Source organism: Caulobacter sp. GW822-FHT07D08 (assembly GCF_058798735.1).
Genome location: NZ_JBXAKU010000004.1, coordinates 145019 through 171467 on the forward strand (window position 1 = coordinate 145019; position 26449 = coordinate 171467).

The 26449-nt window shown below is 67.6% G+C and carries 30 protein-coding genes; 17 read left to right on the top strand and 13 right to left on the bottom strand.

Annotated features, from left to right (window positions below; genetic code table 11):
* The first annotated feature begins 92 nt into the window (after positions 1-92).
* Both AC1RJ9_RS09515 and prfB read left to right on the top strand, forming a co-directional pair.
* Positions 93-2459: a penicillin-binding protein 1A gene (locus tag AC1RJ9_RS09515; RefSeq protein WP_492838507.1), complete on the top strand. Its 2367-nt coding sequence runs from the start codon at positions 93-95 to the stop codon at positions 2457-2459.
* Between the two features lie 83 nt (positions 2460-2542).
* A protein-coding gene (gene prfB / locus AC1RJ9_RS09520) for a peptide chain release factor 2 (RefSeq protein WP_492838506.1) occupies positions 2543-3665 on the top strand; the annotation gives its coding sequence in 2 pieces (ribosomal slippage) (positions 2543-2611 and positions 2613-3665; 1122 coding nt in all).
* 85 nt (positions 3666-3750) lie between these two features.
* On the opposite strand, the gene AC1RJ9_RS09525 is transcribed toward prfB, so the two are convergent.
* From AC1RJ9_RS09525 to AC1RJ9_RS09545, 5 genes are all read right to left on the bottom strand, one after another.
* A complete protein-coding gene (locus AC1RJ9_RS09525) occupies positions 3751-4242 on the bottom strand; it encodes a bactofilin family protein (protein ID WP_492838505.1) in 492 nt (163 codons plus the stop codon).
* Positions 4223-5374, bottom strand: coding sequence for a M23 family metallopeptidase (locus tag AC1RJ9_RS09530; RefSeq protein ID WP_492838504.1), 1152 nt, complete (start codon positions 5372-5374; stop codon positions 4223-4225). Before AC1RJ9_RS09530 ends, AC1RJ9_RS09525 begins: the two co-directional genes overlap by 20 nt.
* Positions 5375-5639: 265 nt before the next feature.
* Positions 5640-6101, bottom strand: a complete 462-nt coding sequence (locus tag AC1RJ9_RS09535; protein WP_492838503.1) for a peroxiredoxin — start codon at positions 6099-6101, stop codon at positions 5640-5642.
* A 75-nt stretch (positions 6102-6176) separates the two neighbouring features.
* Positions 6177-7514 carry a tyrosine--tRNA ligase gene (tyrS, locus tag AC1RJ9_RS09540; RefSeq protein ID WP_492838502.1) on the bottom strand — a complete coding sequence of 446 codons (1338 nt, stop codon included), beginning with the start codon at positions 7512-7514 and terminating at the stop codon, positions 6177-6179.
* 94 nt (positions 7515-7608) lie between these two features.
* Positions 7609-7659, bottom strand: coding sequence for a hypothetical protein (locus tag AC1RJ9_RS09545; RefSeq protein ID WP_024265744.1), 51 nt, complete (start codon positions 7657-7659; stop codon positions 7609-7611).
* Between the two features lie 42 nt (positions 7660-7701).
* Between AC1RJ9_RS09545 and AC1RJ9_RS09550 the strand changes: the two genes are divergently transcribed.
* Positions 7702-8808 (top strand): anhydro-N-acetylmuramic acid kinase, encoded by a 1107-nt coding sequence (locus AC1RJ9_RS09550; protein ID WP_492838501.1) that lies wholly within the window; start codon positions 7702-7704, stop codon positions 8806-8808.
* Between the two features lie 53 nt (positions 8809-8861).
* On the opposite strand, the gene AC1RJ9_RS09555 is transcribed toward AC1RJ9_RS09550, so the two are convergent.
* Both AC1RJ9_RS09555 and AC1RJ9_RS09560 read right to left on the bottom strand, forming a co-directional pair.
* Complete coding sequence (locus AC1RJ9_RS09555; protein WP_492838500.1) at positions 8862-10142, bottom strand: NAD(P)/FAD-dependent oxidoreductase; 1281 nt, start codon at positions 10140-10142, stop codon at positions 8862-8864.
* A gap of 137 nt (positions 10143-10279) precedes the next feature.
* Positions 10280-10930: an alpha/beta hydrolase gene (locus AC1RJ9_RS09560; RefSeq protein ID WP_125158488.1), complete on the bottom strand. Its 651-nt coding sequence runs from the start codon at positions 10928-10930 to the stop codon at positions 10280-10282.
* A gap of 181 nt (positions 10931-11111) precedes the next feature.
* Between AC1RJ9_RS09560 and AC1RJ9_RS09565 the strand changes: the two genes are divergently transcribed.
* The 10 genes from AC1RJ9_RS09565 (at position 11112) to AC1RJ9_RS09610 (ending at position 18665) form a co-directional block, all read left to right on the top strand.
* A complete protein-coding gene (locus tag AC1RJ9_RS09565) occupies positions 11112-11588 on the top strand; it encodes an Rrf2 family transcriptional regulator (protein WP_492838499.1) in 477 nt (158 codons plus the stop codon).
* Complete coding sequence (locus AC1RJ9_RS09570; protein ID WP_492838498.1) at positions 11585-12724, top strand: cysteine desulfurase family protein; 1140 nt, start codon at positions 11585-11587, stop codon at positions 12722-12724. The genes AC1RJ9_RS09565 and AC1RJ9_RS09570 overlap by 4 nt, the downstream gene beginning before the upstream one ends.
* Positions 12724-14193 carry a Fe-S cluster assembly protein SufB gene (gene sufB, locus AC1RJ9_RS09575; protein WP_492838496.1) on the top strand — a complete coding sequence of 490 codons (1470 nt, stop codon included), beginning with the start codon at positions 12724-12726 and terminating at the stop codon, positions 14191-14193. The genes AC1RJ9_RS09570 and sufB overlap by 1 nt, the downstream gene beginning before the upstream one ends.
* Positions 14190-14579 (top strand): hypothetical protein, encoded by a 390-nt coding sequence (locus AC1RJ9_RS09580; protein ID WP_492838495.1) that lies wholly within the window; start codon positions 14190-14192, stop codon positions 14577-14579. Before sufB ends, AC1RJ9_RS09580 begins: the two co-directional genes overlap by 4 nt.
* A complete protein-coding gene (gene sufC, locus AC1RJ9_RS09585; RefSeq protein ID WP_492838494.1) occupies positions 14572-15318 on the top strand; it encodes a Fe-S cluster assembly ATPase SufC in 747 nt (248 codons plus the stop codon). Before AC1RJ9_RS09580 ends, sufC begins: the two co-directional genes overlap by 8 nt.
* Positions 15315-16343: a Fe-S cluster assembly protein SufD gene (gene sufD, locus AC1RJ9_RS09590; protein ID WP_492838493.1), complete on the top strand. Its 1029-nt coding sequence runs from the start codon at positions 15315-15317 to the stop codon at positions 16341-16343. Before sufC ends, sufD begins: the two co-directional genes overlap by 4 nt.
* A complete protein-coding gene (locus tag AC1RJ9_RS09595) occupies positions 16343-17584 on the top strand; it encodes an aminotransferase class V-fold PLP-dependent enzyme (RefSeq protein WP_492838492.1) in 1242 nt (413 codons plus the stop codon). The genes sufD and AC1RJ9_RS09595 overlap by 1 nt, the downstream gene beginning before the upstream one ends.
* 8 nt (positions 17585-17592) lie before the next feature.
* The gene (locus AC1RJ9_RS09600; RefSeq protein ID WP_492104582.1) at positions 17593-17952 is read left to right on the top strand and encodes an SUF system Fe-S cluster assembly protein; all 360 of its coding nucleotides are present in this window, start codon (positions 17593-17595) and stop codon (positions 17950-17952) included.
* A 63-nt stretch (positions 17953-18015) separates the two neighbouring features.
* On the top strand, positions 18016-18465 hold the full coding sequence (locus AC1RJ9_RS09605; protein WP_492838491.1) for a HesB/IscA family protein: 450 nt from the start codon (positions 18016-18018) through the stop codon (positions 18463-18465).
* Positions 18465-18665, top strand: coding sequence for a hypothetical protein (locus tag AC1RJ9_RS09610; RefSeq protein WP_099577748.1), 201 nt, complete (start codon positions 18465-18467; stop codon positions 18663-18665). Before AC1RJ9_RS09605 ends, AC1RJ9_RS09610 begins: the two co-directional genes overlap by 1 nt.
* On the opposite strand, the gene AC1RJ9_RS09615 is transcribed toward AC1RJ9_RS09610, so the two are convergent.
* Both AC1RJ9_RS09615 and AC1RJ9_RS09620 read right to left on the bottom strand, forming a co-directional pair.
* On the bottom strand, positions 18666-19034 hold the full coding sequence (locus tag AC1RJ9_RS09615; protein WP_492838489.1) for a hypothetical protein: 369 nt from the start codon (positions 19032-19034) through the stop codon (positions 18666-18668).
* Entirely contained in the window at positions 19031-19819 is a 789-nt protein-coding gene (locus tag AC1RJ9_RS09620) for a lysophospholipid acyltransferase family protein (RefSeq protein WP_492838488.1), read from the bottom strand. The genes AC1RJ9_RS09615 and AC1RJ9_RS09620 overlap by 4 nt, the downstream gene beginning before the upstream one ends.
* A 63-nt stretch (positions 19820-19882) precedes the next feature.
* Here AC1RJ9_RS09620 and AC1RJ9_RS09625 point away from each other — a divergent pair, with 63 nt between their 5' ends.
* From AC1RJ9_RS09625 to AC1RJ9_RS09635, 3 genes are read left to right on the top strand one after another with little or no spacing between them, the layout of a single operon-like run.
* Positions 19883-20857, top strand: coding sequence for a glycosyltransferase family 9 protein (locus AC1RJ9_RS09625; protein ID WP_492838487.1), 975 nt, complete (start codon positions 19883-19885; stop codon positions 20855-20857).
* Positions 20858-21262, top strand: coding sequence for a DUF6165 family protein (locus AC1RJ9_RS09630; RefSeq protein ID WP_492838486.1), 405 nt, complete (start codon positions 20858-20860; stop codon positions 21260-21262). It abuts the gene before it with no gap.
* Entirely contained in the window at positions 21259-21657 is a 399-nt protein-coding gene (locus tag AC1RJ9_RS09635) for an ACT domain-containing protein (protein ID WP_492838485.1), read from the top strand. The genes AC1RJ9_RS09630 and AC1RJ9_RS09635 overlap by 4 nt, the downstream gene beginning before the upstream one ends.
* On the opposite strand, the gene AC1RJ9_RS09640 is transcribed toward AC1RJ9_RS09635, so the two are convergent.
* From AC1RJ9_RS09640 to AC1RJ9_RS09655, 4 genes are all read right to left on the bottom strand, one after another.
* Positions 21640-22200, bottom strand: coding sequence for a hypothetical protein (locus AC1RJ9_RS09640; RefSeq protein WP_492838484.1), 561 nt, complete (start codon positions 22198-22200; stop codon positions 21640-21642). The two genes, AC1RJ9_RS09635 and AC1RJ9_RS09640, sit on opposite strands and share 18 nt — an antisense overlap.
* On the bottom strand, positions 22193-22717 hold the full coding sequence (locus tag AC1RJ9_RS09645) for an RNA polymerase sigma factor (RefSeq protein ID WP_492838482.1): 525 nt from the start codon (positions 22715-22717) through the stop codon (positions 22193-22195). The genes AC1RJ9_RS09640 and AC1RJ9_RS09645 overlap by 8 nt, the downstream gene beginning before the upstream one ends.
* A 69-nt stretch (positions 22718-22786) precedes the next feature.
* Positions 22787-23590: an enoyl-CoA hydratase/isomerase gene (locus AC1RJ9_RS09650; RefSeq protein ID WP_492838481.1), complete on the bottom strand. Its 804-nt coding sequence runs from the start codon at positions 23588-23590 to the stop codon at positions 22787-22789.
* A gap of 134 nt (positions 23591-23724) precedes the next feature.
* The gene (locus AC1RJ9_RS09655; protein ID WP_492838480.1) at positions 23725-24786 is read right to left on the bottom strand and encodes a GGDEF domain-containing protein; all 1062 of its coding nucleotides are present in this window, start codon (positions 24784-24786) and stop codon (positions 23725-23727) included.
* Between the two features lie 193 nt (positions 24787-24979).
* Here AC1RJ9_RS09655 and AC1RJ9_RS09660 point away from each other — a divergent pair, with 193 nt between their 5' ends.
* Positions 24980-26437 (top strand): coniferyl aldehyde dehydrogenase, encoded by a 1458-nt coding sequence (locus tag AC1RJ9_RS09660; RefSeq protein ID WP_492838479.1) that lies wholly within the window; start codon positions 24980-24982, stop codon positions 26435-26437.
* Positions 26438-26449: the final 12 nt, after the last annotated feature.

Genomic DNA, 26449 nt, shown 5'->3' on the forward strand with positions numbered 1-26449 from the left:
AGGTGCGACCGCAAAACCGCTTACGGTTCGGCGCCAAGCGATCTAGTGAAGTGTGTGCGGCAGGCGAGGGGGCCTGCCTCGACGGAGGTCGCGTGGATCTGAAACCCACCGAACGATGGATGGCCATCGCGGGCGTGGCGGTGCTTTCGGCCATCGCGGTCGCGGGTTTCGCGATCGCGATCTACGCCGCCTGGCTGTTCCATGACATGCCCGACGCCGGTGAGCTGCAGGACTATCGTCCGCCGACGGCGACGCGCGTCTACGCCTGGGACGGCACCCTGATCGGCGAGTACAGCAAAGAGCGCCGGATCTTCATCCCCTACGACCAGATCCCGCCGCAGCTGGCCCAGGCCTTCCTGGCGGCCGAGGATCGCAACTTCTTCCAGCACGGCGGCGTCGACGTCTCGGGCCTGTCGCGGGCCATGCTCAAGAACGTCGGCAATGTCGTTCGCGGCAAACGCCTCGAGGGCGGCTCGACCATCACCCAGCAGGTCGCCAAGAACGTCCTGCTGACCAGCGACGCCACGGTCGGGCGCAAGTTCAAGGAAGCGATCCTGGCCCACCGGCTGGAGCAATCGCTGACCAAGCAGCAGATTCTCGAGCTGTATCTCAACGAAATCTGGCTGGGCTATCGCTCGTTCGGCGTCGGCGCGGCCGCCTACAACTATTTCGGCAAGTCGCTGCCGGACCTGACCCTGGCCGAATGCGCCTTCCTGGCCTCGCTGCCCAAGGGACCGGACAACTACCATCCGATCCGCAACAAGGCCAAAGCCATGACCCGGCGCAACTGGGTGCTGGGCCAGATGGCCGATCAGGGTTGGGTGTCGAAGGCCGAGGCCCAGAAGGCCATGGCCGAGGATCTGGTGGTCCAGTCCTCGCCCAAGCGCGCCGCCTATCGCGACGCCGACTATTTCGTCGAGGAAGTGCGCCAGCGCGGCATGGCCACGCTGGGGCCGCGCCTCAGCGAGGGCGGTTACTACATGCGCACCACGCTGGATCCGCGCCTGCAGACGGCAGCGCGCTCGGCGTTGATGGACGGCCTGGAGAAGTACGACCGCCGCCACGGCTGGCGCGGGGCCTGGGGCCATGTCGAATCGACGGATCTGGCCTGGGAAAAGACCGCCCTGGCCAAGGCCCCGCCGGCCGAGCGCGGCAAGTGGCGCCAGGCCCTGGTCGTCTCCAACGACGGCCGGATCCGCCTGGTCAAGGACGAGGGCGAGGGCCAGATCGTCGGCGAGGACCTCACCTGGGCCAAGAACGGCAAGGGCCTGAAGGCCGGTGACCTGGTGTTCGTCGAGAAGACCGACGCCGGCTATCGCCTGCGCCAGGTTCCGGCGGTCAACGGCGCCCTGGTGGCCATGGAGCCCTATACCGGCCGGATCGTCGCCCTGGTCGGCGGCTACAGCTACTCGCTGTCAAACTTCAACCGCGCCACCCAGGCGATGCGCCAGCCCGGCTCATCGTTCAAGCCGTTCGTCTACGCCACCGCGCTGGAGAACGGCTACACGCCGGCCAGTGTCGTCGTCGACAGCGCCATCACCTTCAAGGGTGCGAACGGCCAGGACTGGAGCCCGGAGAACTACCACAAGGAGTTCTACGGCGCTCAGCCGCTGCGCAAGGGCCTGGAACAGTCGATCAACGCCATGACCGTGCGCCTGGCCCAGGGCGTCGGCATGAAGAAGGTCGTCGACTTCGCCCAGCGCGCCGGCGTGACCAAGACCATGGACCCCGTCCTGGCCATGGCCCTGGGCGCGGGCGAAACGACGCCGTTCAAGCTGACGGCCGCCTACGCCGCGTTCGTCAATGGCGGCCGCCGTGTCGACCCGCACCTGATCGAACTGGTGCAGGACCGCGAGGGCAAGGTCATCTTCCGGGCCGACAAGCGTGATTGCGAGCGCTGCGATGCTGGCTTCAACGGCGATGAAAGCCCCAGGTTCGCCGCGCCAGGCGAACAGATCATGGATCCGGTCACCGCCTACCAGATCACCTCCATGCTGCAGGGCGTGGTCCAGCGCGGCACCGCCGCCGCGGTCAGCTCCCTCGGTCGCCCGCTGGCCGGCAAGACCGGCACGACCAACGAGTACCGCAGCGCCTGGTTCGTCGGCTATTCGCCCAATCTCGTGGTCGGCGTCTTCGTCGGTTTCGACGACAACCGCTCGCTGGGCGAGGGCGAGACGGGCGCGACCGACGCCGTGCCGGTGTTCATGGACTTCATGAAGGTGGCGCTGGACGGCCAGCCGGCCGTCGACTTCAAGCCGCCGAAGAACGCCAAGTTCGCCATGGTGCGCGGCGTCCGCGAGGCCTTCCGCCCGGGCACCGAGCCCAAGGTGGAGGTCGCCCCGACGGGGCCGATCCCGTACGAGCAGATCTCGCCGGGCCTGCCGCAACCGGTCCAGCAGGCGCCTCAACCGGGCAAGCCGCCGCCGCAGAAGGTCGATCCCCTCAGTGGGCTCTATTAGGGCGGGCCTTACTAACTCTCATTGCGCGGGAGAGCGACGCGCGCTATCTCCCGCGCCCTTCAACACTGTCACGGAGTAACGTGATGCGACCGGATGTCGAGGCCGCCGCGGCTGACATCGAGCAGTCCATTGGACTGCTCAGGAGGCGTCTTTGACTGGGATGTCGCCCTCCGAAAGCTCGATGAGCTGAACGCCCGGGTCGAAGACCCGACCCTGTGGGATCGTCCGACCGAGGCCCAGGCGGTCTCGCGCGAGCGCGCCGCCCTGGCCGCCAAGGTCGAGGCCGTGCAAGGCATCGAGCGCGACGTCAAGGACGCGCTGGAATATGCCGAACTGGCTGACATGGAGTCCGACGAGGATTCCCTGAACGACGCCCGCGCCCAGCTGAAGGCCATCAAGGAACGCGCCGGCCGCGCCGAACTCGAGGCCCTGCTTTCCGGCGAGGCCGACGGCAACGACGCCTATATCGAAATCAACTCCGGGGCCGGCGGCACCGAGTCGTGCGACTGGGCGGGCATCCTGCTGCGCATGTACACGCGCTGGGCCAACGCCCACGGCATGACGACCGAGCTGATCGAAGAGACCGACGGCGACCAGGCCGGCATCAAGTCCGCGACCCTGCTGGTCAAGGGCCCGAACGCCTATGGCTGGCTGAAGACCGAGGCCGGCGTGCACCGTCTGGTGCGCATCAGCCCCTATGACAGCAGCGCCCGCCGCCATACCTCGTTCGCCTCGGCCTGGGTCTATCCCGTGGTCGACGACACGATCGAGATCGAGATCAACCCGGCCGACGTGCGGACCGACACCTACCGCGCCTCCGGGGCCGGCGGTCAGCACATCAACAAGACCGACTCGGCCGTGCGTCTGACGCACATCCCGACAGGCATCGCCGTGGCCTGCCAGGCCGGGCGCTCGCAGCACCAGAACCGCGAAGAAGCGTGGAAGATGCTGCGCGCCCGTCTCTACGAGGCCGAGCTGCAGCGCCGTGAAGCCGCCCAGCAGGCGCTGGAAGACCAGAAGACCGACATCGGCTGGGGGCACCAGATCCGCAGCTACGTCCTGCAGCCCTACCAGATGGTCAAGGACCTGCGGACCAACGTCGAGACGTCCGACACCGCGGGCGTGCTGGACGGCGACCTCGACGCCTTCATGGGCGCCTCGCTGGCCCAGCGCGTTGGCGCCACGCGCGACGCGACGGAAGGCTAAGATCCACGCCCTGGAATACGAAAACGCCCCGGAGTGATCCGGGGCGTTCTTGTATCTGAAGCCTGCGTTCGGAAAGTCCGAAGCCTCAGCCCGCGACAGGCTTGGCCTGGGCGATCGCCAGTTGCTCCGGGGGCGGCGCCGGCTGGGCGACCGGGGCGGGGCGCTGGAACTTCAGGCTGCGGCCCTGGAAGAAGGCCCCGGTTTCCATGGCCAGCTGCTCGTGGGTGATGTCGCCATCGACATATGAGGTGCCGTAGAGGCGGACCTGCTTGGAGGTGATCGCGCCCACCACGCGGCCGCGCACTTCCACCGCCTCGGCATAGACGCCGCCCTCGACGTGGCCGGTCTCGCCGACGGTCAGGCGGCCGACGCGGACATCGCCCTTGACCACGCCGTCGATCTGCAGCTCGCCTTCGCCGGTGACGCTGCCCTCGATGGTCAGGTCGGCCGACAGCAGGGACGCCACTTTCGGCGGCGCGCGGCGGGCCTGGTCGGCGGGGGCGGCCGTCATCGGGGTCGGCAGGGGCTCGATGCGAGCCGGGTTTTTTGAGCCCGACTTAGCTTGTTTGCTGAACATACTCACCAGCCTTCAAGTAGCGATTGGGATTCTGAGCCTTACCGTTGACCCAGACTTCGTAGTGGAGGTGCGGCCCGGTCGAACGGCCGGTCGAGCCCATGGCGCCGACGCGGCTGCCGATGGTCACGCGCTCGCCGACGCGGACACTGATGGAGGCCAGGTGGGCGTAGCGGGTCTTGAAGCCGCCGCCGTGGTCGATCTCGACCGTGTTGCCGTAGCCTGAGCGGACGCCCGTGAACGAGATGACGCCGGGGGCCGTGGCCATGATCGGGGTGCGCATGGCGCCGGGGAAGTCCAGGCCAGAATGGAAGGCCGGCCGGTGCGTGAACGGGTCGAAGCGGACGCCGTAGCTGGACGACAGGGCCGGATTGCTGGTCGGACGGTAGAAGGGCAGCTTCTTGGCCGCCGCGCCCAGGCTGCGCATGTCCGACATGTCGTTGGCCGCGTGCTGGATGCGGCTGGCGAAATCCTCGTCGACGTCGAGGACCGCGGCCAGGGCGCGCGGATCCTTGGCCTCGATCAGCGGGCCGCCCAGCGACACGCCGCGACCGGTGAAGTTGCCGGCGTCCAGGCCCGCCATCCGCATGGCCAGGCGCAGGCGCTCGGCGCGGCTCTTGGCGAAGCTTTCGGCGGCGTCGATCAGGCGCTCCTGATCCATCCGGGTGGCCTGGATGCGCTGCACCGGGCTGGCGGCCAGCAGGCGCGGCTTGGCGACGGTCAGGGCCTGGGCGGCGCCGGGCACGCCCTTGAAGTCGGAAACCAGCAGGGCGAGGGCGGCGTGGCGCTTCTCGACCGAAGCGGCCAGGTCTTCCAGCGAGCCATTGGTGGCCGACAGCTGGGCCACGGCGCTGTTCAGGCGAGCCTGGCGGTCGGCGTTCAGGCGCTCGTAATAGGCCTTCTGGCGGATGACCTGCTGGTCGGTCGAGCTGACCGCCAGGGCGTTGACCGCCATCGACGCGGTGCAGACGCCCATCCATAGCGCGGTGACGGCGACGACGGACGCGCCCAGCAGCTGCTTGTTGGTGGAAAAGACGTAGCCGCGCATCTCGCCGCCGGAGCGGATATAGATGTGCCGTTCGGGAAACAGGGCTTCGAGAGAGTGCCGCAGTCGCTTAAAGCGCTTGATCGCCATCGCCCAAGAAACCCCCCGTTTCAGGTCTGGGCGATATGCTACGAGAAAGCGGAAACGCGCAAGACTCTTCGCGCCCTAAGTGAGCGCGACTCGCGAAAAGTCACATTGCGCCTCGATCCTTAACGTTTCCTCACCGTCAGGACCAAACGTTAAGGCTGTATTCAAACGCAAAAGCCACAGGGGGATGCGCCGATACAACACCTCAGCGACCAACGGGTTCCCCCGAGAGACGAAAGCAGCGAGGCGAACAGAGCGAGGCGAAAATCTACTTGATGGCCTTGGCGGCGGTCATCACGGCCTTGATGTGGCCGGGCACCTTCACCTTGCGCCAGACTTCGCGGACGACGCCTTCGCGGTCGATCAGGAAGGTCGAGCGGTCGATGCCCATGTACTTGCGGCCATACATGCTCTTTTCGACCCAGGCGCCATAGGCCTCGACAACGTCGCCCAGCGGATCGGCGGCCAGGTCGATGGTCAGGTCGTGCTTGGCGCGGAACTTGGCGTGCGAGGCGACGCTGTCCTTGGACACGCCGACGATCACCGCGCCCAGCTTCTGGAACTCCTCGACTTCCGACGAGAACTGCAGGGCTTCCGACGTGCAGCCAGCGGTGTCGTCCTTCGGATAGAAGTACAGGACGACATTCTTGCCCTTCAGGCTGGCCAGGCTGACGCGGCCGGTGTCGGTCGGCAGGTCGAAATCAGGGGCCTTGTCGCCGGGCTGCAGCATCGAACGCGTCTCCTGGGGGAAAGGGTCACCCCGGCCCTTGGCTACGCCAGGGCCGGGAGCACAATCAACCGATAACTAAACGGGCTTCACCAGCACGATCTTCTTCTTGCCGGCGGCCAGCTTGACGACGCCTTCGACGAGGTCGGCCGAGGTAATCACCCGGTCCGCGCTGGCCTCGGCCTTGTCGTTGACCTTCAGGCCGCCGCCCTGGGCCAGGCGACGGGCCTCGCCGCGTGAACCGGCCAGGCCCGCGTCGGCGAACAGGGCCGCCAGCACGATACCGGCTTCCAGTTCGGCCGCCGGGACCTCGAAGGTCGGCAGGTCGGCCGACAGCGCGCCCTGCTCGAAGGCCTTCTCGGCGGCGTCGCGGGCTTTGCGGGCCTCCTCTTCGCCGTGGGCCATGCGGGTGGCTTCGTCGGCCAGCACCTTCTTGGCGTCGTTGATCTGGGCGCCTTCGAGGGCTTCCAGCTCGGCGATCTTGTCCAGCGGCAGGTCGGTGAACAGCTTCAGGAAGCGGCCGACGTCGGCGTCCTCCGTGTTACGCCAGAACTGCCAGTAGTCGTAGGGGCTCAGTTGCTCGGCGTTCAGCCACACCGCGCCGGCCATGGTCTTGCCCATCTTGGCGCCCGAGGCGGTGGCCAGCAGCGGCGTTGTCAGGCCGAAGGCGGCCTTGTGGTCGACGCGGCGGGTCAGCTCGACGCCGTTGAGGATGTTACCCCACTGGTCCGAGCCGCCCATCTGCAGCACGCAGCCGTGCGCGCGGTTCAGCTCCAGGAAGTCCACCGCCTGCATCAGCATGTAGTTGAATTCGAGGAAGGTCATTGGCTGTTCGCGCTCGAGGCGCAGCTTGACCGAGTCGAAGGCCAGCATCCGGTTGACCGTGAAGTGCACGCCGTAGTCGCGCAGGAACTGCACGTAGCCGAACTTGCTGAGCCACGCGTCGTTGTCGACCATGATGGCGTCGGTCGGGCCGTCGCCGAAAGTCAGGAACCTGGCGAAGACCTGCTTGATGCCGGCGATGTTGGCGGCGATGTCGGCGTCCGACAGCAGCTTGCGGCTCTCGTCCTTGCCGGTCGGGTCGCCGACCTTGGTCGTGCCGCCGCCCATCAGGACGATCGGCTTGTGGCCGGCCTGCTGCAGGCGGCGCAGCATCATGATCTGGATCAGGCTGCCGACGTGCAGGCTGGGGGCCGTGGCGTCGAAGCCGATGTAAGCGGTGATGATTCCGCCGGCGGCCGCGGCGTCCAGCTCGTCCGGGTGGGTGATCTGATGGATGTAGCCGCGCGCCTCCAGGGTTCGCAGGAACTCCGACTTGAAGGACGGCGCGGCGGACATGGTTCGACTCTCTGATTGACCTGGCGGGCCGTCTAGCACGGCGAGGTTCGCCAAATCGAGGGAATGTGAGGGTTTCATTTCAAACTCCGGGCAGGGGAGCCGGAGCGCTTGATCGACTGGATGAGAGCGACCCCGGCGAGGCGGGGCGGCGACATGTCTGGTCGGCCTCCCGCTATGGCAGCGGGCGGTAATAGGGGCGGGCCAGGACGAAAGCGTCGATCATGGGTCTAGCTACCGTTAGCCGCCCGTGGCAGTCAACGTCTCCATGAAGATCCTGGGATTTATGACCGGCACCTCGCTCGACGCGGTCGACATGGCGGTGCTGGAAACCGACGGCGAAGACATCCAGGGCTTCGGCCCGGCCGGCGAGCGCAAGCTGCGCGAGGCGACCCGCGACCTGCTGCTGAGGACCACCGACATCGCCCGCGCCTGGCCGCGCGGCGAGCCCGAGCCGGCGATCTTCGACGAGGCGCGCAAGGCCGTCGCCGACGAGCATTTCCACGCCGCAGAGAGCTTCCTGGAAGAGCACGGCCTGTCATGGAGCGCGTTCGACCTGCTGGGCGTCCACGGCCAGACGGTGCTGCACGAGCGGCCGACCGCGGAGCGGAGCGGGCGCACGGTCCAGTTGCTGGACGCCGAGCGCCTGGCCAAGGCCACGGGGCGTCCGGTGGCCTTCGACTTCCGCACCGCCGACGTGGCGGCCGGCGGGGAGGGCGCGCCGCTGGCGCCGATCTACCATGCCGCCCGCGCCCGGGCCTCGGGGCTGGCCGCGCCGGTGGCGGCGCTGAACGTCGGCGGGGTGGCCAACATCACCCTGATCGGCCCGGACGGAGCCTTGCTGGCTTTCGACACCGGCCCCGGCAACGGCATGATCGACCTGATGCTGCAGGCGCGCGGCATCGCCCGCTTCGACGAGGACGGCAGGCTGGCCTCGGTCGGGCGCGTCGACGAACGGGCGCTGAACGCCCTGCTGTCGAGCCCCTATTTCGACGCCCCGGTTCCCAAGTCGCTGGACCGCTACGATTTCTCGCTGGAGCCCGTGGCGCATCTGTCGCCCGAAGACGCCGCCGCGACCCTGGTGGCCTTCACCGCCGAGGGCGTGTTCCGCGCCTTTAGCCAAGGCGGCGAGACGCCCAGCGCCCTGATCGTCTGCGGCGGCGGCCGGCACAATCCGGCGATCATGAGGACCCTGGCCGAGCGCGCGCCGGTTCCCGTGCAGGCCGCCGAGGCCTGTGGCTGGCGCGGCGACAGCATCGAGGCCGAGGCGTTCGCCTACCTGGCGGCGCGAACGGCCAAGGGGCTGCCGATCAGCTTCCCCGGCACCACGGGCGTGAAGGCGGCGATGACGGGCGGAAGGATCGTTACGCCCTAAACTTTCTTGTCATCCCGGCCGTAGCGGAGCGGAGAGCCGGGACCCAGTGAAAGTCAGTGCAATTTGAGCCGTCCCGACACCCGCTGCTGCAGCAGTCGCGCCAGCGCCAGGGTCGCCGTGCGGCCCACGCCCAGGATCGCCCGGTGGTGATCGAGGTGCAGTGACATGTAGGCCCACTTGGCGATCAGGCCCTCGACGAAGAAGTTCGGCCCGCCCAGCCCGCCCATCAGCGCGCCGACGCCCTTGTTGTCGCCCAGCGACACCAGCGAGCCGAAGTCGCGATAGACGAACGGCGCGCTCATCCGGCCCTGGTGCAGCCGCGCGATCAGGGCCCGCTCCAGATAGCTGGCCTGCTGGTGCGCGGCCTGGGCGCGGGCGGGGATGGTCTTGCCGTCCTTCCACGGCGCGGCGGCGCAGTCGCCCAGGGCCCAGACATCGGGGGCCGAGGTCTCCAGGTGGTCGTTGACCACGAACTGGTTGCCGCGATTGGTCTCCAGCCCGAAGCCGGTATTAGCCTCGGCCGCCTTGACGCCCGCGGCCCAGACGATGAGGTCGGCGGGGATGTCGCCCCGGCTGGTCTCCAGCCGGTCGGCGTGGACAGCCAGCACCTTGGCGTCGGTCTTCACCGCCACGCCCTTGCGCTCGAGGGCCAAGGTCGCCTTGTCGGCGATCTTTTGCGGCAGGCCATTGAGGATGCGCGGCGCGGCCTCGACCACTGTGATGTCCAGGCGGAAGCGCTGTTCGTCGCCCAGGCTGTCCAGCAGTTCGCGATGCGCCTCGATCAGTTCGGCCGACAGCTCCACGCCGGTGGCCCCGCCGCCGACGATGGCCACGCGCATGATCTTCTCGGGCGAGAACGAGGCCTTGGTGAAGGCCGCCAACAGCCGGGCGTGGAAGGCCTCCGCGTCCTCGGTGCGCTCCAGCAGGTGCGCCCGTTCGGCGCCGGGCGTGCCGAAGAGGTTCGAGCCCGAGCCGATCGCCAGCACGCCGAAGGTGAAGGTGATCGTCCGCTCCGGGGCCAGCAACTGGCCGTCCGCGTCGGTGATGGGCTTCAGGGTCAGGCGCTTGGCGGCCGGGTCGAAGGCGGCCAACTCGCCGAGCAGGAAATTGAAGCCGTTCGAGCGGCCCAGGATCGAATAGGAGACGCCCTCCTGGTGGACGTCCAGGGTGCCGGCCGCCACCTCGTGCAGGGTCGGCTTCCAGATGTGGAAGCTGGAGCGGTCGATCAGCAGGACGCGGCGCTTTCCGTGCCGGCCGCCCAGCCTGCGGCCCAGCCGCGAGGCCAGTTCCAGTCCGCCGGCGCCGCCGCCGACAATGACGATGTCATAGTGCATCACCGCGTCCCTGATATTCATCAATCAGTGAAAACATAGGATCGTGACCGATGTTACGCCATCGCCGCCCCGCCACGCCGCACAAACGAAAAAGGCCTCCCCGGAGGGAGGCCTGGAATTCGAACCGGTAAGTTCGTCTAGATCGGGTTTTCAGCCAGGCGCTTGTCGAGATACTCGCTGACGCTCTTCTCGACGCTGGGCAGGTGCTCGGTCCAGAAGTGGCTGGCCTTGTCGATGACCTCGTAGTCGATCGTGATGCCCTTCTGGGTCCGCAGCTTGGTGACCACGCGCTCGACCTCGACCGGCGGGGTGATGGTGTCGGCCGAGCCCGTCAGGAACAGGCCCGAGGCCGGGCAGGGGGCCAGGAAGCTGAAGTCGTACATGTTGGTCGGCGGCGACACCGAGATGAAGCCGTCCGTCTCGGGGCGGCGCATCAGGAGCTGCATGCCGATATAGGCGCCGAAGTCGAAGCCGGCGACCCAGGTCTGGCTGGCGGCCGGGTTGCTGGTCTGCAACCAGTCGAGCGCGGTGGCCGCGTCGGCCAGCTCGCCGATGCCGGCGTCGAACTCGCCCTGGCTGCGGCCGACGCCGCGGAAATTGAAGCGCAAGGTCGCGAAACCGCGCTTCATGAACAGGTGGTACAGCTGGACCGACACCGGGTGGTTCATGTGACCGCCGGCCTTCGGGTGGGGGTGCAGGATCAGCGCGATCGGCGCCGTCTCGGTCTTGCCCGGAGAATAGCGACCTTCGATCCGCCCGGACGCGCCGGTCAAAATCACATCAGGCATGTCGTTCCCTTGAGCTCGCGAGCGGCCTGTCATCCGACGATTGGATCGCCAGAATACTTGACTACTGCGCTTGGTCTTCCTAGATCGCAACCAGTCGCGGGCTTATAGGGCCCGCGCGCGAAGTCGCGGCTTGTAGCACACGCAAAAGCCGATGCGCGCGGAATCTGCAAGGGGTAAGGCGATGCGCCTGAGCACCAAGGGTCGATACGCGGTCATGGCGATGACCGACCTGGCCAAGCGCCAGGACGAAAGCGAGGGCCGCGCCGTGGCCCTGGCCGAGATCGCCGCGCGCCAGCAGATTTCGCTGTCGTACCTGGAGCAGTTGTTCGCGCGCCTGCGCCGCAAGGGCCTGGTGATCAGCGCTCGCGGCCCCGGCGGCGGCTATCGCCTGGCCAAGGGCTCGGGCGAGACCTTCATCTCCGACATCGTACTGGCGGTCGACGAGCCGCTCCGCGCCACCCGCTGCAATTTCAACAAGGGTCAGGCCAAGGGCTGCATGGCCGGCGGCGAGCGCTGCATGACCCATGGCCTGTGGGAAGAGATGGGCCGTCAGATCCATGGCTACCTGGCCTCGGTCTCGGTGGCCGACGTGCTGAAGGGCGAGCTTCGCCCCCAAGGCGGCCCGATGGGCCGTCCGATGGAGATCGCGGCCGAGTGAGCATGTCCCGCACATCGGTCTATCTCGACTATAACGCCACGGCCCCGATGCGGCCGGAGGCGCGGGAAGCGCTGCTGCGCGCCCTGGAGAGCCCAGCCAATCCCTCGTCGGTCCACGCCGCCGGCCGCGCCGCGCGCGACCTGGTGGAACGCGCCCGCGCCGAGGTCGGGGCCCTGGTCGGCGTGCCAGCCGGCTCGGTGACCTTCGTCAGCGGCGGCACCGAGGCCAACGCCCTGGCCATCGAGAGCGCCAAGGTCGCCGGCGTCCAACGCATCATCATAAGCGCCATCGAGCACGACGCGGTGACCGAGACCGCCAAGGCGTCCGGCCTCCCGCTAGAGGTCATGCCTGTGGATAGCCTGGGGATCGTCGATCTCGACTGGCTGGCGCAAGCGCTTGAAAAGCCAGGCAAGACTCTGGTTTGCCTGATGCTGGCCAACAACGAGACCGGCGTGATCCAGCCTGTGGATAAGGCCTCGGCCCTTGTCCGCGCCGCTGAAGGCCTCCTGCACGTCGACGCCGTCCAGGCGGCCGGCAAGATCGCCGTCGACTTCTCGGCCCTCGGCGCCGACACCATGGCGCTGTCGGCCCACAAGCTGGGCGGCCCGCAAGGCGTCGGCGCGCTTGTCGCCGGAACCCGCGCCACCGTCAGCCGTCGCCAGCACGGCGGCGGTCAGGAGCGCGGCCGCCGGGCCGGCACCGAGAATGTCGCCGGCATCGCCAGCTTCGGCGCGGCCGCCCGCGCGGCCCGGGAAAGCCTTGCCTCCATGGCCGAACAGGCTCAATGGCGCGACGCCCTGGCCCAGCGGCTCAAGGCGCAAGGCGCGGTCGTGCTCGGCGAGGGCGCCGATCGGTTGCCGCAAACCCTGTGTTTCGCGGGCGAGGGCTTCGGCTCCGAGGTCCAGGTCATGAACATGGACCTGGCCGGAGTCATGGTCAGCGCGGGCAGCGCCTGCTCGTCGGGCAAGGTCAAGGCCAGCCGCGTGGTGGAAGCCATGGGCCGGGCCGATCTGGCCCCGTTCGCCCTGCGTGTCAGCGGCGGCTGGGCCAGCACGGAAGACGATTGGATCAAGTGCGGCGACGCCTGGCTCGCCGCCTGGAAGCGTATCGGCGCTCGGCGCCGGGAGGTGGCGTAGTGGCCGCGGTCAAGGAAACTGTCGAAACCGTCGCCGCGCTCGAAAAGTACGAGCACGGCTTCACGAGCGATATCGCGCAGGAGTTCGCCCCCAAGGGCCTCTCCGAGGACATCGTCCGCTTCATCTCGGCCAAGAAGGACGAGCCGCAATGGATGCTGGACTGGCGGCTGGAAGCCTATCGCCGCTGGCTTGAGCTGGAAGAGCCGACCTGGGCGAAGGTCAACTTCCCCAAGATCGACTACCAGGACAGCTACTATTACGCCGCGCCCTCGACCAAGGAAGGGCCCAAGAGCCTGGACGAGGTCGATCCCGAGATCCTGGCCGTCTACGCCAAGCTGGGTATTCCCCTGAAAGAACAAGAGGTTCTGGCCGGAGTCGAAGGCGCGCCGCGCTATGCGGTGGACGCGGTGTTCGACAGCGTCAGCGTCGTCACGACCTTCAAGAAGGAGTTGGCCGCCGTCGGCGTCATCTTCTGCTCGATGAGCGAGGCGATCCGCGAACACCCGGAACTGGTGCGCCAGTACCTGGGCAGCGTCGTGCCGACCTCGGACAACTATTTCGCCTGCCTGAACAGCGCGGTCTTCAGCGACGGCTCTTTCGTCTACATCCCGCCCGGCGTGCGCTGCCCGATGGAGCTGTCGACCTATTTCCGGATAAACGCCAAGGATTCCGGGCAGTTCGAACGGACTTTGATCATCGCCGACAAGGGCGGCTACTGCTCGTATCTGGAGGGCTGCACGGCCCCGATGCGCGACGAGAACCAGCTGCACGCGGCCGTGGTCGAGCTTGTCCTGCTGGACGACGCCGAGATCAAGTACTCGACCGTCCAGAACTGGTACCCGGGCGATCCGGAGACCGGCAAGGGCGGCATCTACAACTTCGTCACCAAGCGCGCCGACTGCCGCGGCGACCGCTCCAAGGTGTCGTGGACCCAGGTCGAGACCGGCTCGGCCATCACCTGGAAATATCCGTCCTGCGTGCTGCGCGGCGAGGGGAGCTCGGGCGAGTTCTACTCGATCGCCGTGACCAACGGCCACCAGCAGGCCGACACCGGCACCAAGATGATCCACCTGGGCGCCAACACCCGCTCGCGGATCGTCGCCAAGGGCATCAGCGCCGGCAAGTCGACCTCGACCTATCGCGGCCTGGTCTCGGCCCACCCCAAGGCCAAGGGCGCGCGCAACTTCACCCAGTGCGACTCCTTGCTGATCGGCAAGACCTGCGCGGCCCACACCGTGCCGTACATCGAGGCTCGCAACGGCACGTGCGTGTTCGAGCACGAGGCCACCACCACCCGCTTGTCGGACGACCAGCTGTTCTACTGCCAGCAGCGCGGCCTGTCGCAAGAGGAGGCCGTGGCCCTTTTGGTCAACGGCTTCGTCAAGGACGTGCTGCAGCAGCTGCCCATGGAATTCGCCGTCGAGGCCCAGAAGCTGGTGGCGATCAGCCTGGAGGGCTCGGTGGGATGAAGACCGTCACTCTCTACCAGCCGGTTGCCCTGGAAGAGCTGCGGGATATCAAGGCTTCGGACTGGAAGGCCTTTCCGCCGCACGACATCGAGCAGCCGGTCTTCCGCCCCGTCACCAACGAAGCCTATGCGGCCCAGATGGCGTGGAACTGGAACGCCGCCCACACGACCTATCGGCGCGGCTACATCGTCCGCTTCGAGGTCTCGAAGGCCTTCCTGGACGCCTACGAGAACAAGGTCTCCGGCACGCCGGGGCACGAGGAATACTGGATCCCGCCCGAGGATCTTTCGCTGTTAAACGCCGCCATCCAAGGCCAGATCGCCGTCGCCGGAACCTTCGCGGGCCACGAGGCGGAATACAGAAAACTCAACGAGACCCATGCTTAAGATCCAGAACCTTCACGCCCGCGTCGAGGACAAGCCGATCCTGAAGGGCGTCACGCTCACCGTGCCCGCCGGCGAAGTCCACGCGATCATGGGCCCGAACGGGGCCGGCAAGTCGACCCTGTCATACGTACTGAGCGGCCGGGGCGGCTATGAGGTCACCGAAGGCTCGGCCAGTCTCAACGGCGAGGACCTTCTGGCGCTGGACCCGAACGAGCGGGCCGCCAAGGGCCTGTTCCTGTCTTTCCAGTATCCGCTTGAAATCCCAGGCGTTCCGGCCTTGACCTTCATCCGCACCGCCCTCAACGCCCAGCGCCGCGCGCGGGGCGAAGACGAGGTCGCCGCCCCGGCCTTCCTGAAGCTGGCCAAGGAGAAGGCCGCGGCGCTGAAGATCGACTTCGAGATGCTCAAGCGCGGCCTGAACGTCGGCTTCTCGGGCGGCGAGAAGAAGCGGATGGAAATCTTCCAGATGTCGATGCTTTCGCCCAAGTTCCTGATCCTGGACGAGACCGACAGCGGCCTGGATATCGACGCCCTGAAAATCGTCTCCGAAGGCGTCAACGCCCTGCGCAGCCCTGAGCGTGGGATGCTGGTCATCACCCACTACCAGCGCCTGCTGGACTATATCAAACCCGACAAGGTTCATGTGCTGGCCGCCGGCCGCATCGTCGCCTCGGGCGGCCCGGAACTGGCGCTGCAGCTGGAAGCCGAGGGCTACGACAAGTACGTGGCCGCCGCATGAGCCTCGCCACCGCCCTGAAGACCGGCGACGTCACCGCGCTGCCCTCGCGGCGCGACGAGGACTGGCGTTGGACGGATCTGCGCGGCCTGCTGCGGACTCTGCCGCCCGCCGCGCCCGCGCATGCCGGCGAGGTACCGGCCGGTCCGTTTGCTGGCCTGGCTTCGACCGAGACCGTGTTCGTCAACGGCCGCCGGATCGCTGGCGCCGACATCGCCTCGGGTGTCACGGCTTTGCGCTTCGTCGCCCTGGCCGACAAGGCCTCGCAAGCCGCCAGCCACGCCCTGGTGGTCAAGCCGGGCGAAAGCCTGGTCCTGCTGGAAAGCCACGAAGGCCGCGCCGCCGGCTATGTGTCCGACGTCGTGCTCGACATCGCCGTGGGCGAGGGCGCTTCGGTCGAACGCATCATCCTGGTCGAGGACGACGCCGAGGCGATCAGTGTCGTCACCGCCGAGATCGACCTGGCCCCCGGCGCGACCTACGCCCAGACCGTGATCACCTCGGGCGCGCGTCGCCAGCGGATCGAGACGCGGGTCAATCATCCCGGCGCCCACGCCCAGGTTCGCCTGGACGGCGTCTACCTGCTGGACGGCCAGCGGCACGCCGACCAGACCACGGTCGTCACCCACGCCGGCGTCGACGGGATCACCAGCCAGCTCACCAAGGGCATGGTCGCCGACCAGGCGCGCGGCGTCTTCCAGGGCCGCATCGTGGTCTCGCCGGGCGCCGACCAGACCGACGCGCGGATGGGCCACCACGCCCTGATCCTGTCGGACAAGGCCGAGATCGACGCCAAGCCGGAACTGCTGATCTTCGCCGACGACGTCTCCTGCGCCCACGGCAACACGGTCGGCGCCCTGGACGAGGAAGCCATCTTCTACGCTCGCCAGCGCGGCATCCCGGAAACCGAAGCCAAGGCCATGCTGACCGTCGCCTTCGTCGGCGAGGTGGTCGAGCGGATCGAACACGACGGCGCCCGCGCCATCGCCGCCGCCTGGGTCGCCCGCAAGCTGGGGAGTCCCGCGTAATGGCTCCCAATACCTCTCTTGGCGACGCCCCCTTCGATGTCGAGGCGATCCGCGCGCAGTTCCCGATCCTGCAACGGACGGTTCACGGCAAGCCGCTGATCTATCTGGACAGCGCCGCCAGCGCCCAAAAGCCGGACGCCGTGCTGGACGCCATGACGGGTCTCGCTCGCACCTCATACGCCAACGTCCATCGCGGCCTGCACACCCTGGCCAACGAAACGACGGAAGCCTATGAAAAGGCGCGCGAAACGGTCGCGCGTTTCATCAACGCCGAGCCGGCCGAAGTCATCTGGACCAAGAGCGCCACGGAAGCGGTGAACCTGGTCGCCAGCTCGTTTGGCCTGTCGCTGAACGCGGGCGACGAGATCGTGATCTCCGAGATGGAGCACCACGCCAACATCGTGCCGTGGCACTTCCTGCGCGAGCGCAAGGGCGTGGTCCTGAAGTTCATCCCGGTGCTGGACGACGGACGCCTGGACATGGAGGCCTTCAAGGGCCTGCTGTCGGCGAAGACCAAGATGGTCGCCGTCACCCACATGTCGAACGTGCTGGGCACGGTCAATGACGTGGCCGAGATCGTCCGCCTGGCCCACGCGGCCGGCGCGCCGGTGCTGCTGGACGGTTGCCAGGCCATCGTCCACGCCAAGGTCGACGTGAAGGCGCTGGACGTCGATTTCTACGTCTTCTCCGGCCACAAGCTGTACGGCCCGACCGGTATCGGCGTGCTCTACGGCAAGGCCGAGCGGCTCGCCGCGCTGCCGCCTTATCAGGGCGGCGGCGAGATGATCGGTTCTGTCTCGATGGATCGGATCACCTACGCCGACCCGCCGCACCGCTTCGAGGCCGGCACGCCAGCGATCCTGGAGGCCGTGGGCCTGGGCGCGGCAATCGACTGGCTGAACGGCCTGGATCGCGACGCCGCCTTCGCCCACGAGCACGCCCTCTACGAGCGGGTCGCCGAGCGGCTGCGTGGCGTCAACGGCGTGCGGATCCTGGGCGAAGCGCCCGGCAAGGGCGCGGTGCTGTCGTTCACGGTCGAGGGCGCTCACGCCCACGACATCGCCCAGGTGCTGGACCGCTACGGCGTCGCCGTGCGCGCCGGGACCCATTGCGCCGAGCCCTTGATGCGCCGTTTCGGCGTCACATCGAGCGCCCGCGCCTCCTTCGCCCTATATAATACGGAAGCCGAAGCCGACGCGTTCGTGGACGCGCTGGCCAAGGCCCGCAGCTTCTTCAGTTGAGCTTTTCGATGACCGACGCCGCCGCCTCTTCCGAGCCTGTCACCGCCCTCTCGAAGGACGAACTGAACCGGTTGACGGATCAGCTGATCGAGAAGCTGAAGACCGTCTACGATCCGGAGATCCCGGTCGACATCTACGAGCTGGGTTTGATCTACAAGGTCGACGTCAGCGACGACAAGGACGTGGCTATCGACATGACCCTGACCGCCCCGGGCTGCCCGGTGGCCGGGGAAATGCCGGGCTGGGTGCGCGACGCGGTCATGGAAATCCCTGGCCTGAAGTCGTGCAATGTCGAGCTGGTCTTCGAGCCGCCGTGGGATTCCTCGCGGATGAGCGACGAGGCCAAGCTGCAGTTGAATATGTTCTAGTTTTCTTTCTTCCGATCTTCCCGGCGAAAGCCAGGACCCAGATGAAACCTAGAGCCGTTCCGGATGAATCTGGCCCCCGGCATCCGCCGGGGAGATCGGGAAAAGGGAGTGTTCGAGCCCATGGAACCGACCGTTACAATCCGTCCCCGCCGCCCGCGTCCCAAGGTCGTCACCCTGACCGACGCCGCGGCCGCGCGCGTGAAGGAGATCATGGCCCGGGCGGATAAGCCCTATGCGGGCCTCCGCGTCGGCGTGAAGAACGGCGGCTGCGCGGGTTCGGAATACGTCTTCGAATATGCCGCCGAACGCGGCCCGATGGACGAGGTGGTCGAGGACAAGGATGTCACCATCCTTATCGAGCCCAAGGCAGTGCTGTTCCTGATCGGGACCGAGATCGACTACGAGATCACCAAGCTGTCCTCGAAGTTCGTGTTCCACAATCCGAACGAGACCGACGCCTGCGGCTGCGGCGAGAGCGTGACGATCCAGCCGGCGCCTGAGGGCCTCGACTGATGCTGGCCCGCACGCCGTCCTGCGTCGAATGCGGCCTGGCCTGGGGCGCGCCGCGCTTCAAGCACGAGGACGAAGCGCCGCTATACTGGTCGGACACCGGCCTGCTGTGCTCCTCGACCTGCGCCCAGACCCACTTCGCCAAACGCCGCGCCGAGGGGACTTTCGTGGCGATCCCCGCGGAGTGCCCGGTCGAGGTTTAGCTACAGCCAGGACCCGGTGACCTGCATCGTCGCCAGCATGGCTGTCAGGAAGGCGCTGATGATTTCAATCAGCCCGACAGTCGCCGCGATCCAGTGCGCGCCCTTGAGTGCAAGGACCAGCCAGAGCGAGATCGGGACGCTGGCGAGCGCAAATCCCAGCGGCGCCTTAGCCACTAGAGAGTTGGGGTCTGCTCCTATCGCGCCCGGCGTGACCTTGAAGTGCGCCCCCCAGAGCATGCACAGGACAAAAGGTAGAGCCGTCAGGAGCAGGAGAAGACCCTTGCGACCGCCATTAGGGTGTCGAACCGCAAAGAAGACCAGACCGAGAGCGGCGAGCTGAGCCGCCCAGAAGGCGAGCAGGGTGTTCATGCGGTGACCGCCTTCGGCGTCGCCAGAACATTCTCCCGGCCGTTCCATTCGACCAGCACCGATGGCTTCATCGGCTCGCCACGCGCCTGGGCGATCAGTTCATTGGTGCGGTCTTCGATCGCCGCTTCCATCCGCGCCATGAAGTCATCCTTCTCCAGGCCCTGGGGGAGGGGCGGCAGGAACTCGACAGTGGCGGTCCCAGGCGTCTTGGGCTTCTCCTGCTGCTTCCAGAAACAGCCCAGGTTCGTGGCCACCGGCACGACGGGCAGGCCGAAGTCCTTGCTCATATAGTAGACACCCGTGCGGTAGCGGAACCGCTCGCCCGGGGCGGCCAGATGGCCTTCGGGATAGATCAGGATACGCCGGCCCTCGGCCGCGACCTGGGCGGCGCTTTCCGACAGGGCCGCGCGGGCTTCCGGGCCGCCGCAGCGGTCGACGACGATGGCCCCGAACTTCTTGAGGATCGCTCCAACCAGCGGGAACTTCTCCAGGTGATCGCCGGTCACGAAGCTGAGGTTGTCGACATGGGTGAACATCACGAAGCCATCGCCCCAGCTGTGGTGCTTGGCGGCGAGGATGCAGGGACCGTCAGGCAGGTTTTCGCCGCCTTTCAGCTCAACCTTCACCCCGGCCAGGACGTCCAGCCCCCACAGCATCCGGCAGCTGTAGAGCCGCAGCGTGAAGGTCACGGCGTCGCGGCCCGGCGCCAGGGCGGCGAAGGCCGCCGACAGGCCGTAGAAGATCGACAGGACCCAGTAGTAGGCGTTGAACAGCGCGCTGCGCACCGACGATCCCCTCCGTGAGAGTCGGAGGCTAGCGGATCGGCGCGCCGCGGTCTAAGCCGGCGCATGGTCCAGACGGTTCTGATCTATTCGATGGGCGAGGTGATCGGCGACGGCCTGATCAAGCTGCCCTTCATCGCCGGCCTGCGCGCGGCCTTCCCGGAAGCCCGCATCAGCTGGTGCGCGGCCAAGGGCGAGACGGTCTATGCCGGGCCGCTCAAGGCCGTGGTCGCCGGCTATGTCGACGAGGTGATTCTGCAGGGCCGCAACGGCGCGCGGCCGATGGACAGCCTGCCGTGGAACAGGCCCTTCGGCGGCCGCGCGTTCGACCTCGTCATCGACACCCAGGAGAATCTGCGCCGCAGCGGGGTCGCCCGGCGCGCCGCGAGCGGTCGCTTCGTCTCGGCCGCCCGTCATGCGCGCGACAGGGACTGGCCGGCGGCCGTCACCGACCGCCTGGCGCGACTGCTGGCTCTTGCCACGGACGGGCAGGGCGCGCCGATGCCGCTGGCGCTGAACCATCCCGACGCCCTGAACGCCGCTAAGGCCCTGCTGCCGACCGGCCCGACCTATGTCGGCCTGGCGCCCGGCGCGGGCGGCCAGGACAAGCGCTGGCCGCTGGAGCACTATCTGGAGCTCGCCCGTCGGATCGTCGCCAAGGGCTGGACGCCGGTGTTCTTCTTCGGCCCCGACGAGGCCGAAGACGCCGCCATCGCGACTCGTGAGATCCCGCAAGCGCTGCAGCCCGAGCGCAACCGCTCCGACGGCTTCACCGCCGTGAAGGGGCCGCTGCTGGTCATCGCCCTGGCCGGACGCCTGGCGGCCGGGGTCGCCAACGACGCCGGCCCCGGCCACATGCTGGCCGCCGGCGGCGCGCCGCTGCTGTCTCTGCAGCAGGATCGTCGCAAGTCCGTGAAGTTCCGCCCCGCCGCCCGACGTCTTGAGATGCTGGTCGCCGAGGACTACGGAAGCGGCATGAGCGCTCTGCCGGTCGACGCGGCCTGGGCGGCGCTCGAACGTCTGGTTACGGGAGCCGCCTGAATGTCCATCCTCGCGCCGATCTCGGCGGGCGAACTGGTCGACAAGATCACCATCCTGCGGGTCAAGGCCCGGCGCATCGGCGATCCGGCCAAGGAAGCCAATGTCCGCAAGGAGCTGGCCCTGCTGGAAGCCACAGCGGCCGAGCACCTGCCCGACAACCCCGACATCGCCCGCCTGACCGCCGAACTGACTGAGGTCAACGCGGCCCTCTGGGACGTCGAGGACGGCAAGCGCGACTGCGAACGCCGCCAGGACTTCGGTCCGGACTTCGTGGCGCTGGCCCGCCGCGTCTATATCGACAACGACAAGCGCGCCGCCATCAAGCGCGCCATCAACGAAGCCGCCGGCTCGGAGATCGTCGAGGAGAAGAGCTACAAGCCCTATCTCGCGACCTCGAAAGGATGACGCAAGTCGTTCGCGGCGCTCGGGAAATGGTCGCCGGCATGACGCCGGACCTGAAGCCCGGCGCCTACGTCTTCTGCGCCGCCGGCGACCGCGACTGGGCGGCGCTGGAGCCGCTGGCCATGTTCCGCGAAGCCGAGGGCGTGAGCCTGATCCTGGAGCGCGGCGCGGCGCGGGCAGCCGGCTTCCCGGTCGAAGCGCCGATGGCCCTGATCACCCTGAATGTCTATTCGGCGCTGGACGGCGTCGGCCTGACCGCCGCCGTGGCGACCGCTCTGGCGCGGGCGGGGATCGCCTGCAACATGGTCGCGGCGCTCAATCACGACCATGTCTTCGTGCCGATCGAACGGGCTCAGGAGGCCTTGGCCGTGCTGTTGGCGTTACAGGCTTCGGCCTAGGGCGTCGCGATCGAAACGGGCGATCTCGACGGCGACCTTGAAGGCCTCCCTGGCCTGCAACGCCATCGCGATCACCAGCCATGCGACCAGGAGCGCCGCAATGGGCAAGAGCCGCTCCCAATGGCGCCCAGCGGCGACGGCGAGGCCGATGAAGGTCACCCACAGCCCTGGCAGCAGCGGCGCCACGAAAATAACCCATCCGCCCAACGCCGCCTCGCGCCGCCGGACAAGGCTCTGCCGCAGGAAGGCCACGCAGGTCTCCGCGGTGTCGGGCGGTGTCCGCGCCAGCCGACGCCAGCCCAGGACCAGGAAGAGCAGAAACCCCGCCGCGAGCAGGCCCTCGCCAAGTCGCACCAGCAGGGTCGACGCCAGGACGGCCTGAAGCGCACCTATGCTCATGCCCGCCAGGGCGGCCAAGACCAACAGGACCCGCGCGCGTCGAACGCGGGCAAGTTCGGCGTGGACCTTTGCCTGGAGGCCTTCCAGGCGCATGTCCTGTCCTTCCAAGGACTGTTCAAGCCAGAGGGTCTTCGGGTCAATCATGGCGATCTCTTTCCGCGAAGGCGGCGGCCAGCAAAGCCTTGGCGCGATAGATGCGCGTCGCCACGGCGCCCGGCGACAGGCCCGTGACTTCGGCGATCTCGCTGGCTTCAAAGTCTTCCAGATAGAGCAGCATCACCTGGCGATCGGGCGGCTTCAGCCGCTGAACGATCGTCATCAATCGCCGGTGCGCCTGCCGGTCGCCGACGGCCTCCTCGGGCGTGGGATCGGACGCTGGCGGGTCGATGTCGTCCAGGGTCACCAGACCCGACAGGTGCGCGCGCTGCTTGACGATGTGCGATGCGCCGACATTGTGCGCCACGCGATAGGCCCAGGTCCGCAGGCTGCAACGCCCGTCGAAGCGGGCGAGGCTGCGCCACAATGCGACATGAATCTCCTGAAGGAGATCGCGACATAGGTCGGGATCGGCCTCGTAGGCCCTGGACAGGCGAGCTAGTCCCGCCCCGAACGCCTTCGAGGCGAGGACATACTGTTCGTGCTGTTGTGAACGCTCGGCCATGGGCTCCGACTTCCCCCAGATACAGAGGTAGTCGGTTCGCCGGCCGATTTCTCACAGCCTGGCGATACGCTACCGCCCCTTGAACGCCGCCGCGCGCTTTTGCAGGAAGGCGCTGACGCCTTCGAGGAAGTCCTCGGTCTTGCCGGCGAGCTTCTGGGCCTTGCGCTCGGCGTGAAGTTGGCCCGTCCAGTCGGCGTCGAGGCTGTCCCACACCAGCTTGCGGATCAGCCCCAGCGCCGCTGGGCCCCGCGCCAGCTCCAGGGCGATCGCCGTGGCGGCGCCGATCAGCTCGTCGTCCGGGACGCAGCGGTTGACCAAACCCCATTGCAGGGCCGTGGCCGCCGGGATCTTGTCGCCCAGCAGCATCATCTCCATGGCCCGCGCCTTGCCGATCAGGCGCGGCAGCAGGTAGGTCGAGCCGCCGTCGGGCGCCAGGCCGATGCGTCGGAAGGCCTGCAGGAAGTAGGCGCTCTGCGCCGTCACGATGATGTCGCCCATCAGGGCGATCGAGCAGCCGACACCGGCCGCCGGGCCGTTCACCGCCGTCACGATCGGCAGCGGGAAGTCCTTCAGCAGGGTCATCAGCGGGTTGTAGGTGCTTTCCAGCGCCGACCCGGCGTCGGGTTTGCCGTCGACGTCCAGTTCGCGCCCGGCCGCGCCGCCGCCCGACAGGTTGGCGCCCGAGCAGAAGCCACGGCCTTCGCCGGTCAGGATCACCGCGCGCGCCTCGATCTTGCCAGCGGCGATCGATGAGAAGGCGTGGATCAGTTCGCGGGCGATCTCCAGGCTGGCGGCGTTCAGCGTGGACGGATCGGCGAGGGTCACGGTGGCGACGCCGCCCTCGGTCGAGACACGGATCTTCTGATAGTCCACGGCAGGCCTCCCTTGATCTTTGGGTCGGAGTCTAAGCGCCTTTGCCCCTTGGGAAGGCTAGTGGAATCTTCAAAAGGAAACGCCGCCGATCGTGAGACCGGCGGCGTCCAAGGTAGGTCTTCTGCTGAAGAGGTTTAGGCCGCGTTGGCCGAAGCCGGCATGGATTCCGCCGCCGTGACCCGGTTGCGGCCGCCACGCTTGGAGGCGTAGAGCGCCACGTCGGCGCGTTCCATGATCGAGTGTCCGCTCTCGCCCGGCTTGCGCTCGGCGAAGCCCGACGAAATGGTGATGGCGCCCAGGTCCTCGTTGGTCGAGCGGCGCTTGAGCATGCGCGAGGAGACCTCGACGCGGATTTCTTCCAGGGTGGCGCCGACGGCCGCGGCCGACTCGCGCGGGAAGATCATGGCGAATTCCTCGCCGCCGTAGCGGGCGGCGAACCGGGGCGGGGCGGCGACGCGGCCGATCACCGAGGCGACATAGCGAATGACCTGGTCGCCGGTCTGGTGGCCCCAGGTGTCGTTGAAACCCTTGAAGTGGTCGATGTCGAGCACGGCCAGGCAGATGCTGGCGCTCTGCTCGTCGGCCTCGGCGCAGGCGCGCTCGAGCTCTTCGTCGAAAGCCTTGCGATTGGCGAGGTTGGTCAGGCCGTCGGTGGTGGCGTCGCGGCGGACCTGTTCCAGGTGCTCGCGCAGGCGCTCGACCTCGGCGGTGGAGTCGGCCAGGCGCGTTTCCAGCGACTGGTTTTCCTTGTGCACGCGGCGGGTGGCTTCGGCCAGGCCGCCGACCAGGGTCTTGATGGCGTCGACGTCGGTCGTCTTGTCCAGGCTCTTGGTCGCCCCGGCCAGTTCCTTGCCGAAGGCGGCGTTGGATTTCTGGGCGTTGTGGATGGCCTTGGAGACCGCTTCCAGTTCCTTCGACAGAAGGTCGCCGGCGTCACGGATCTGTTCGTTCAGGCGCGCCTTGGGCAGGTAGGTCGCGGCCAGCTCTTCGCTGACCAGTTCGGTCATCGGCTCGCCGAGAGAAATCAGACGCGTCAGTTCACGGGCCAGGGCGCCGTCGGGATCGGCCACATAGTGGGTCCACAGCTCGAAGTTCAGCGCGGTCGGCCACACCTGGTGACGCTCCATGAGCTCCAGAGCGCGCGAAGCAATCTTGTAGGCCTCGGGACCGCGCAACGTGGTTTCGACGTCCGACATCTCTTCTTCCCCCGTTCAGCGGTTCCCCTCGCGGAAACGCCGACGCTTGGAGCGCGACTTTAAGGCGGAGAGTTCTTACGAGGCGTTAAGAACGACGTTCTCTTGCGTAAGAAACGACCAACCTTCATGGTTATCATCGATAAGATGAGCACCGCGCCGCCATGGCGCCGGGTGAGGTAGGGAGGCGAACATCATGAACGCACCGGTCAATCTGTCGTTCGACGCCCACAAGGCGGCCATGAGCGACGTCCTGCGGCGTCAAAAGGCCGCGCATCTGCGCGATGGCGCGCCCAGCGCCGAGAAGCGGATCGACTGGCTGAACCGTTCGATCGACCTGCTGGTCGGCCACCAGGCGCAGATCGCCAAGGCGGTTAACGAAGATTTCGGCTCGCGCTCGCCCGAGGCCACGGCCCTGACCGACGTCGCTGGCTCGATCGGCCCGCTGAAGTTCGCCCGCGAGAACCTGGCCAAATGGATGAGGCCGGAGAAGCGCAAGACCACGCCGGCGATCCTGGGCCTGTTCGGCGCCAAGGCCACGGTGCAGTGGCAGCCCAAGGGCGTGGTCGGGGTGATCAGTCCATGGAACTTCCCGGTCAACCTGACCTTCGCGCCGCTGGCTGGGGTGTTCGCGGCCGGCAACCGGGCGATGATCAAGCCCTCGGAGTTCACGCCGGCGACCTCCGACCTGCTGAAGGCGATGTTCGCCAAGGCGTTCTCGGAGGAGGAGGTCGCGGTGTTCGTCGGCGGCCCCGAGGTCGGGCAGGCCTTCTCGGGACTGGCCTTCGACCACCTGGTCTTCACCGGCGCGACCTCGGTGGCGCGCCACGTGATGCGGGCGGCGGCCGAGAATCTGGTGCCGGTGACCCTGGAGCTGGGCGGCAAGAGCCCGGTGATCCTGTCGCGCGGGGCCGACATGGCCACGGCCGCGGCGCGGATCATGAACGGCAAGACCCTGAACGCCGGCCAGATCTGCCTGGCGCCGGACTATGTCCTGGCGCCGCAGGAAGAGGTCGAGAACTTCGTCAAGGAAGCCCAGGCCGCCGTCGGCCGCTACTTCCCAACCATCAAGGATAATCCCGACTACACGGCCGTGGTCGCCCAGCGTCACTACGACCGGATCAAGGGCTATGTCGACGACGCCCGGGCCAAGGGCGCGCGGATCGTCGAGATCAATCCGGGCGGCGAGGACCTGTCCCAGCAGGAGCACCGCAAGATCGCCCCGACCCTGATCCTGGATCCCACCGACGACATGACGGTGATGCAGGAGGAGATCTTCGGCCCCGTCCTGCCGGTGAAGGGCTACAAGACCGTCGATGAGGCCATGGCCTATGTGAACGCCCACGACCGGCCGCTGGCCCTCTACTGGTTCGGGACCGACGAAGCCGAGAAGGACCGCGTGCTGGCGGGCACCACCAGCGGCGGCGTGACGGTCAACGACGTGATCTTCCACGTCGCCCAGGAAGATCTGCCGTTCGGCGGCGTCGGTCCGGCGGGCATGGGCGCCTACCACGGCCACGACGGTTTCAGAGAGTTCAGCCACCGCAAGGCGGTGTTCCAGCAGTTGAAGAAGGACATCGCGCCGATGCTGGGCCTGCGCCCGCCCTACGGGGAGGGGATCCGCAAGTACCTGGCGGGCGAAATCAAGAAGTAGGGTTCCAAGACG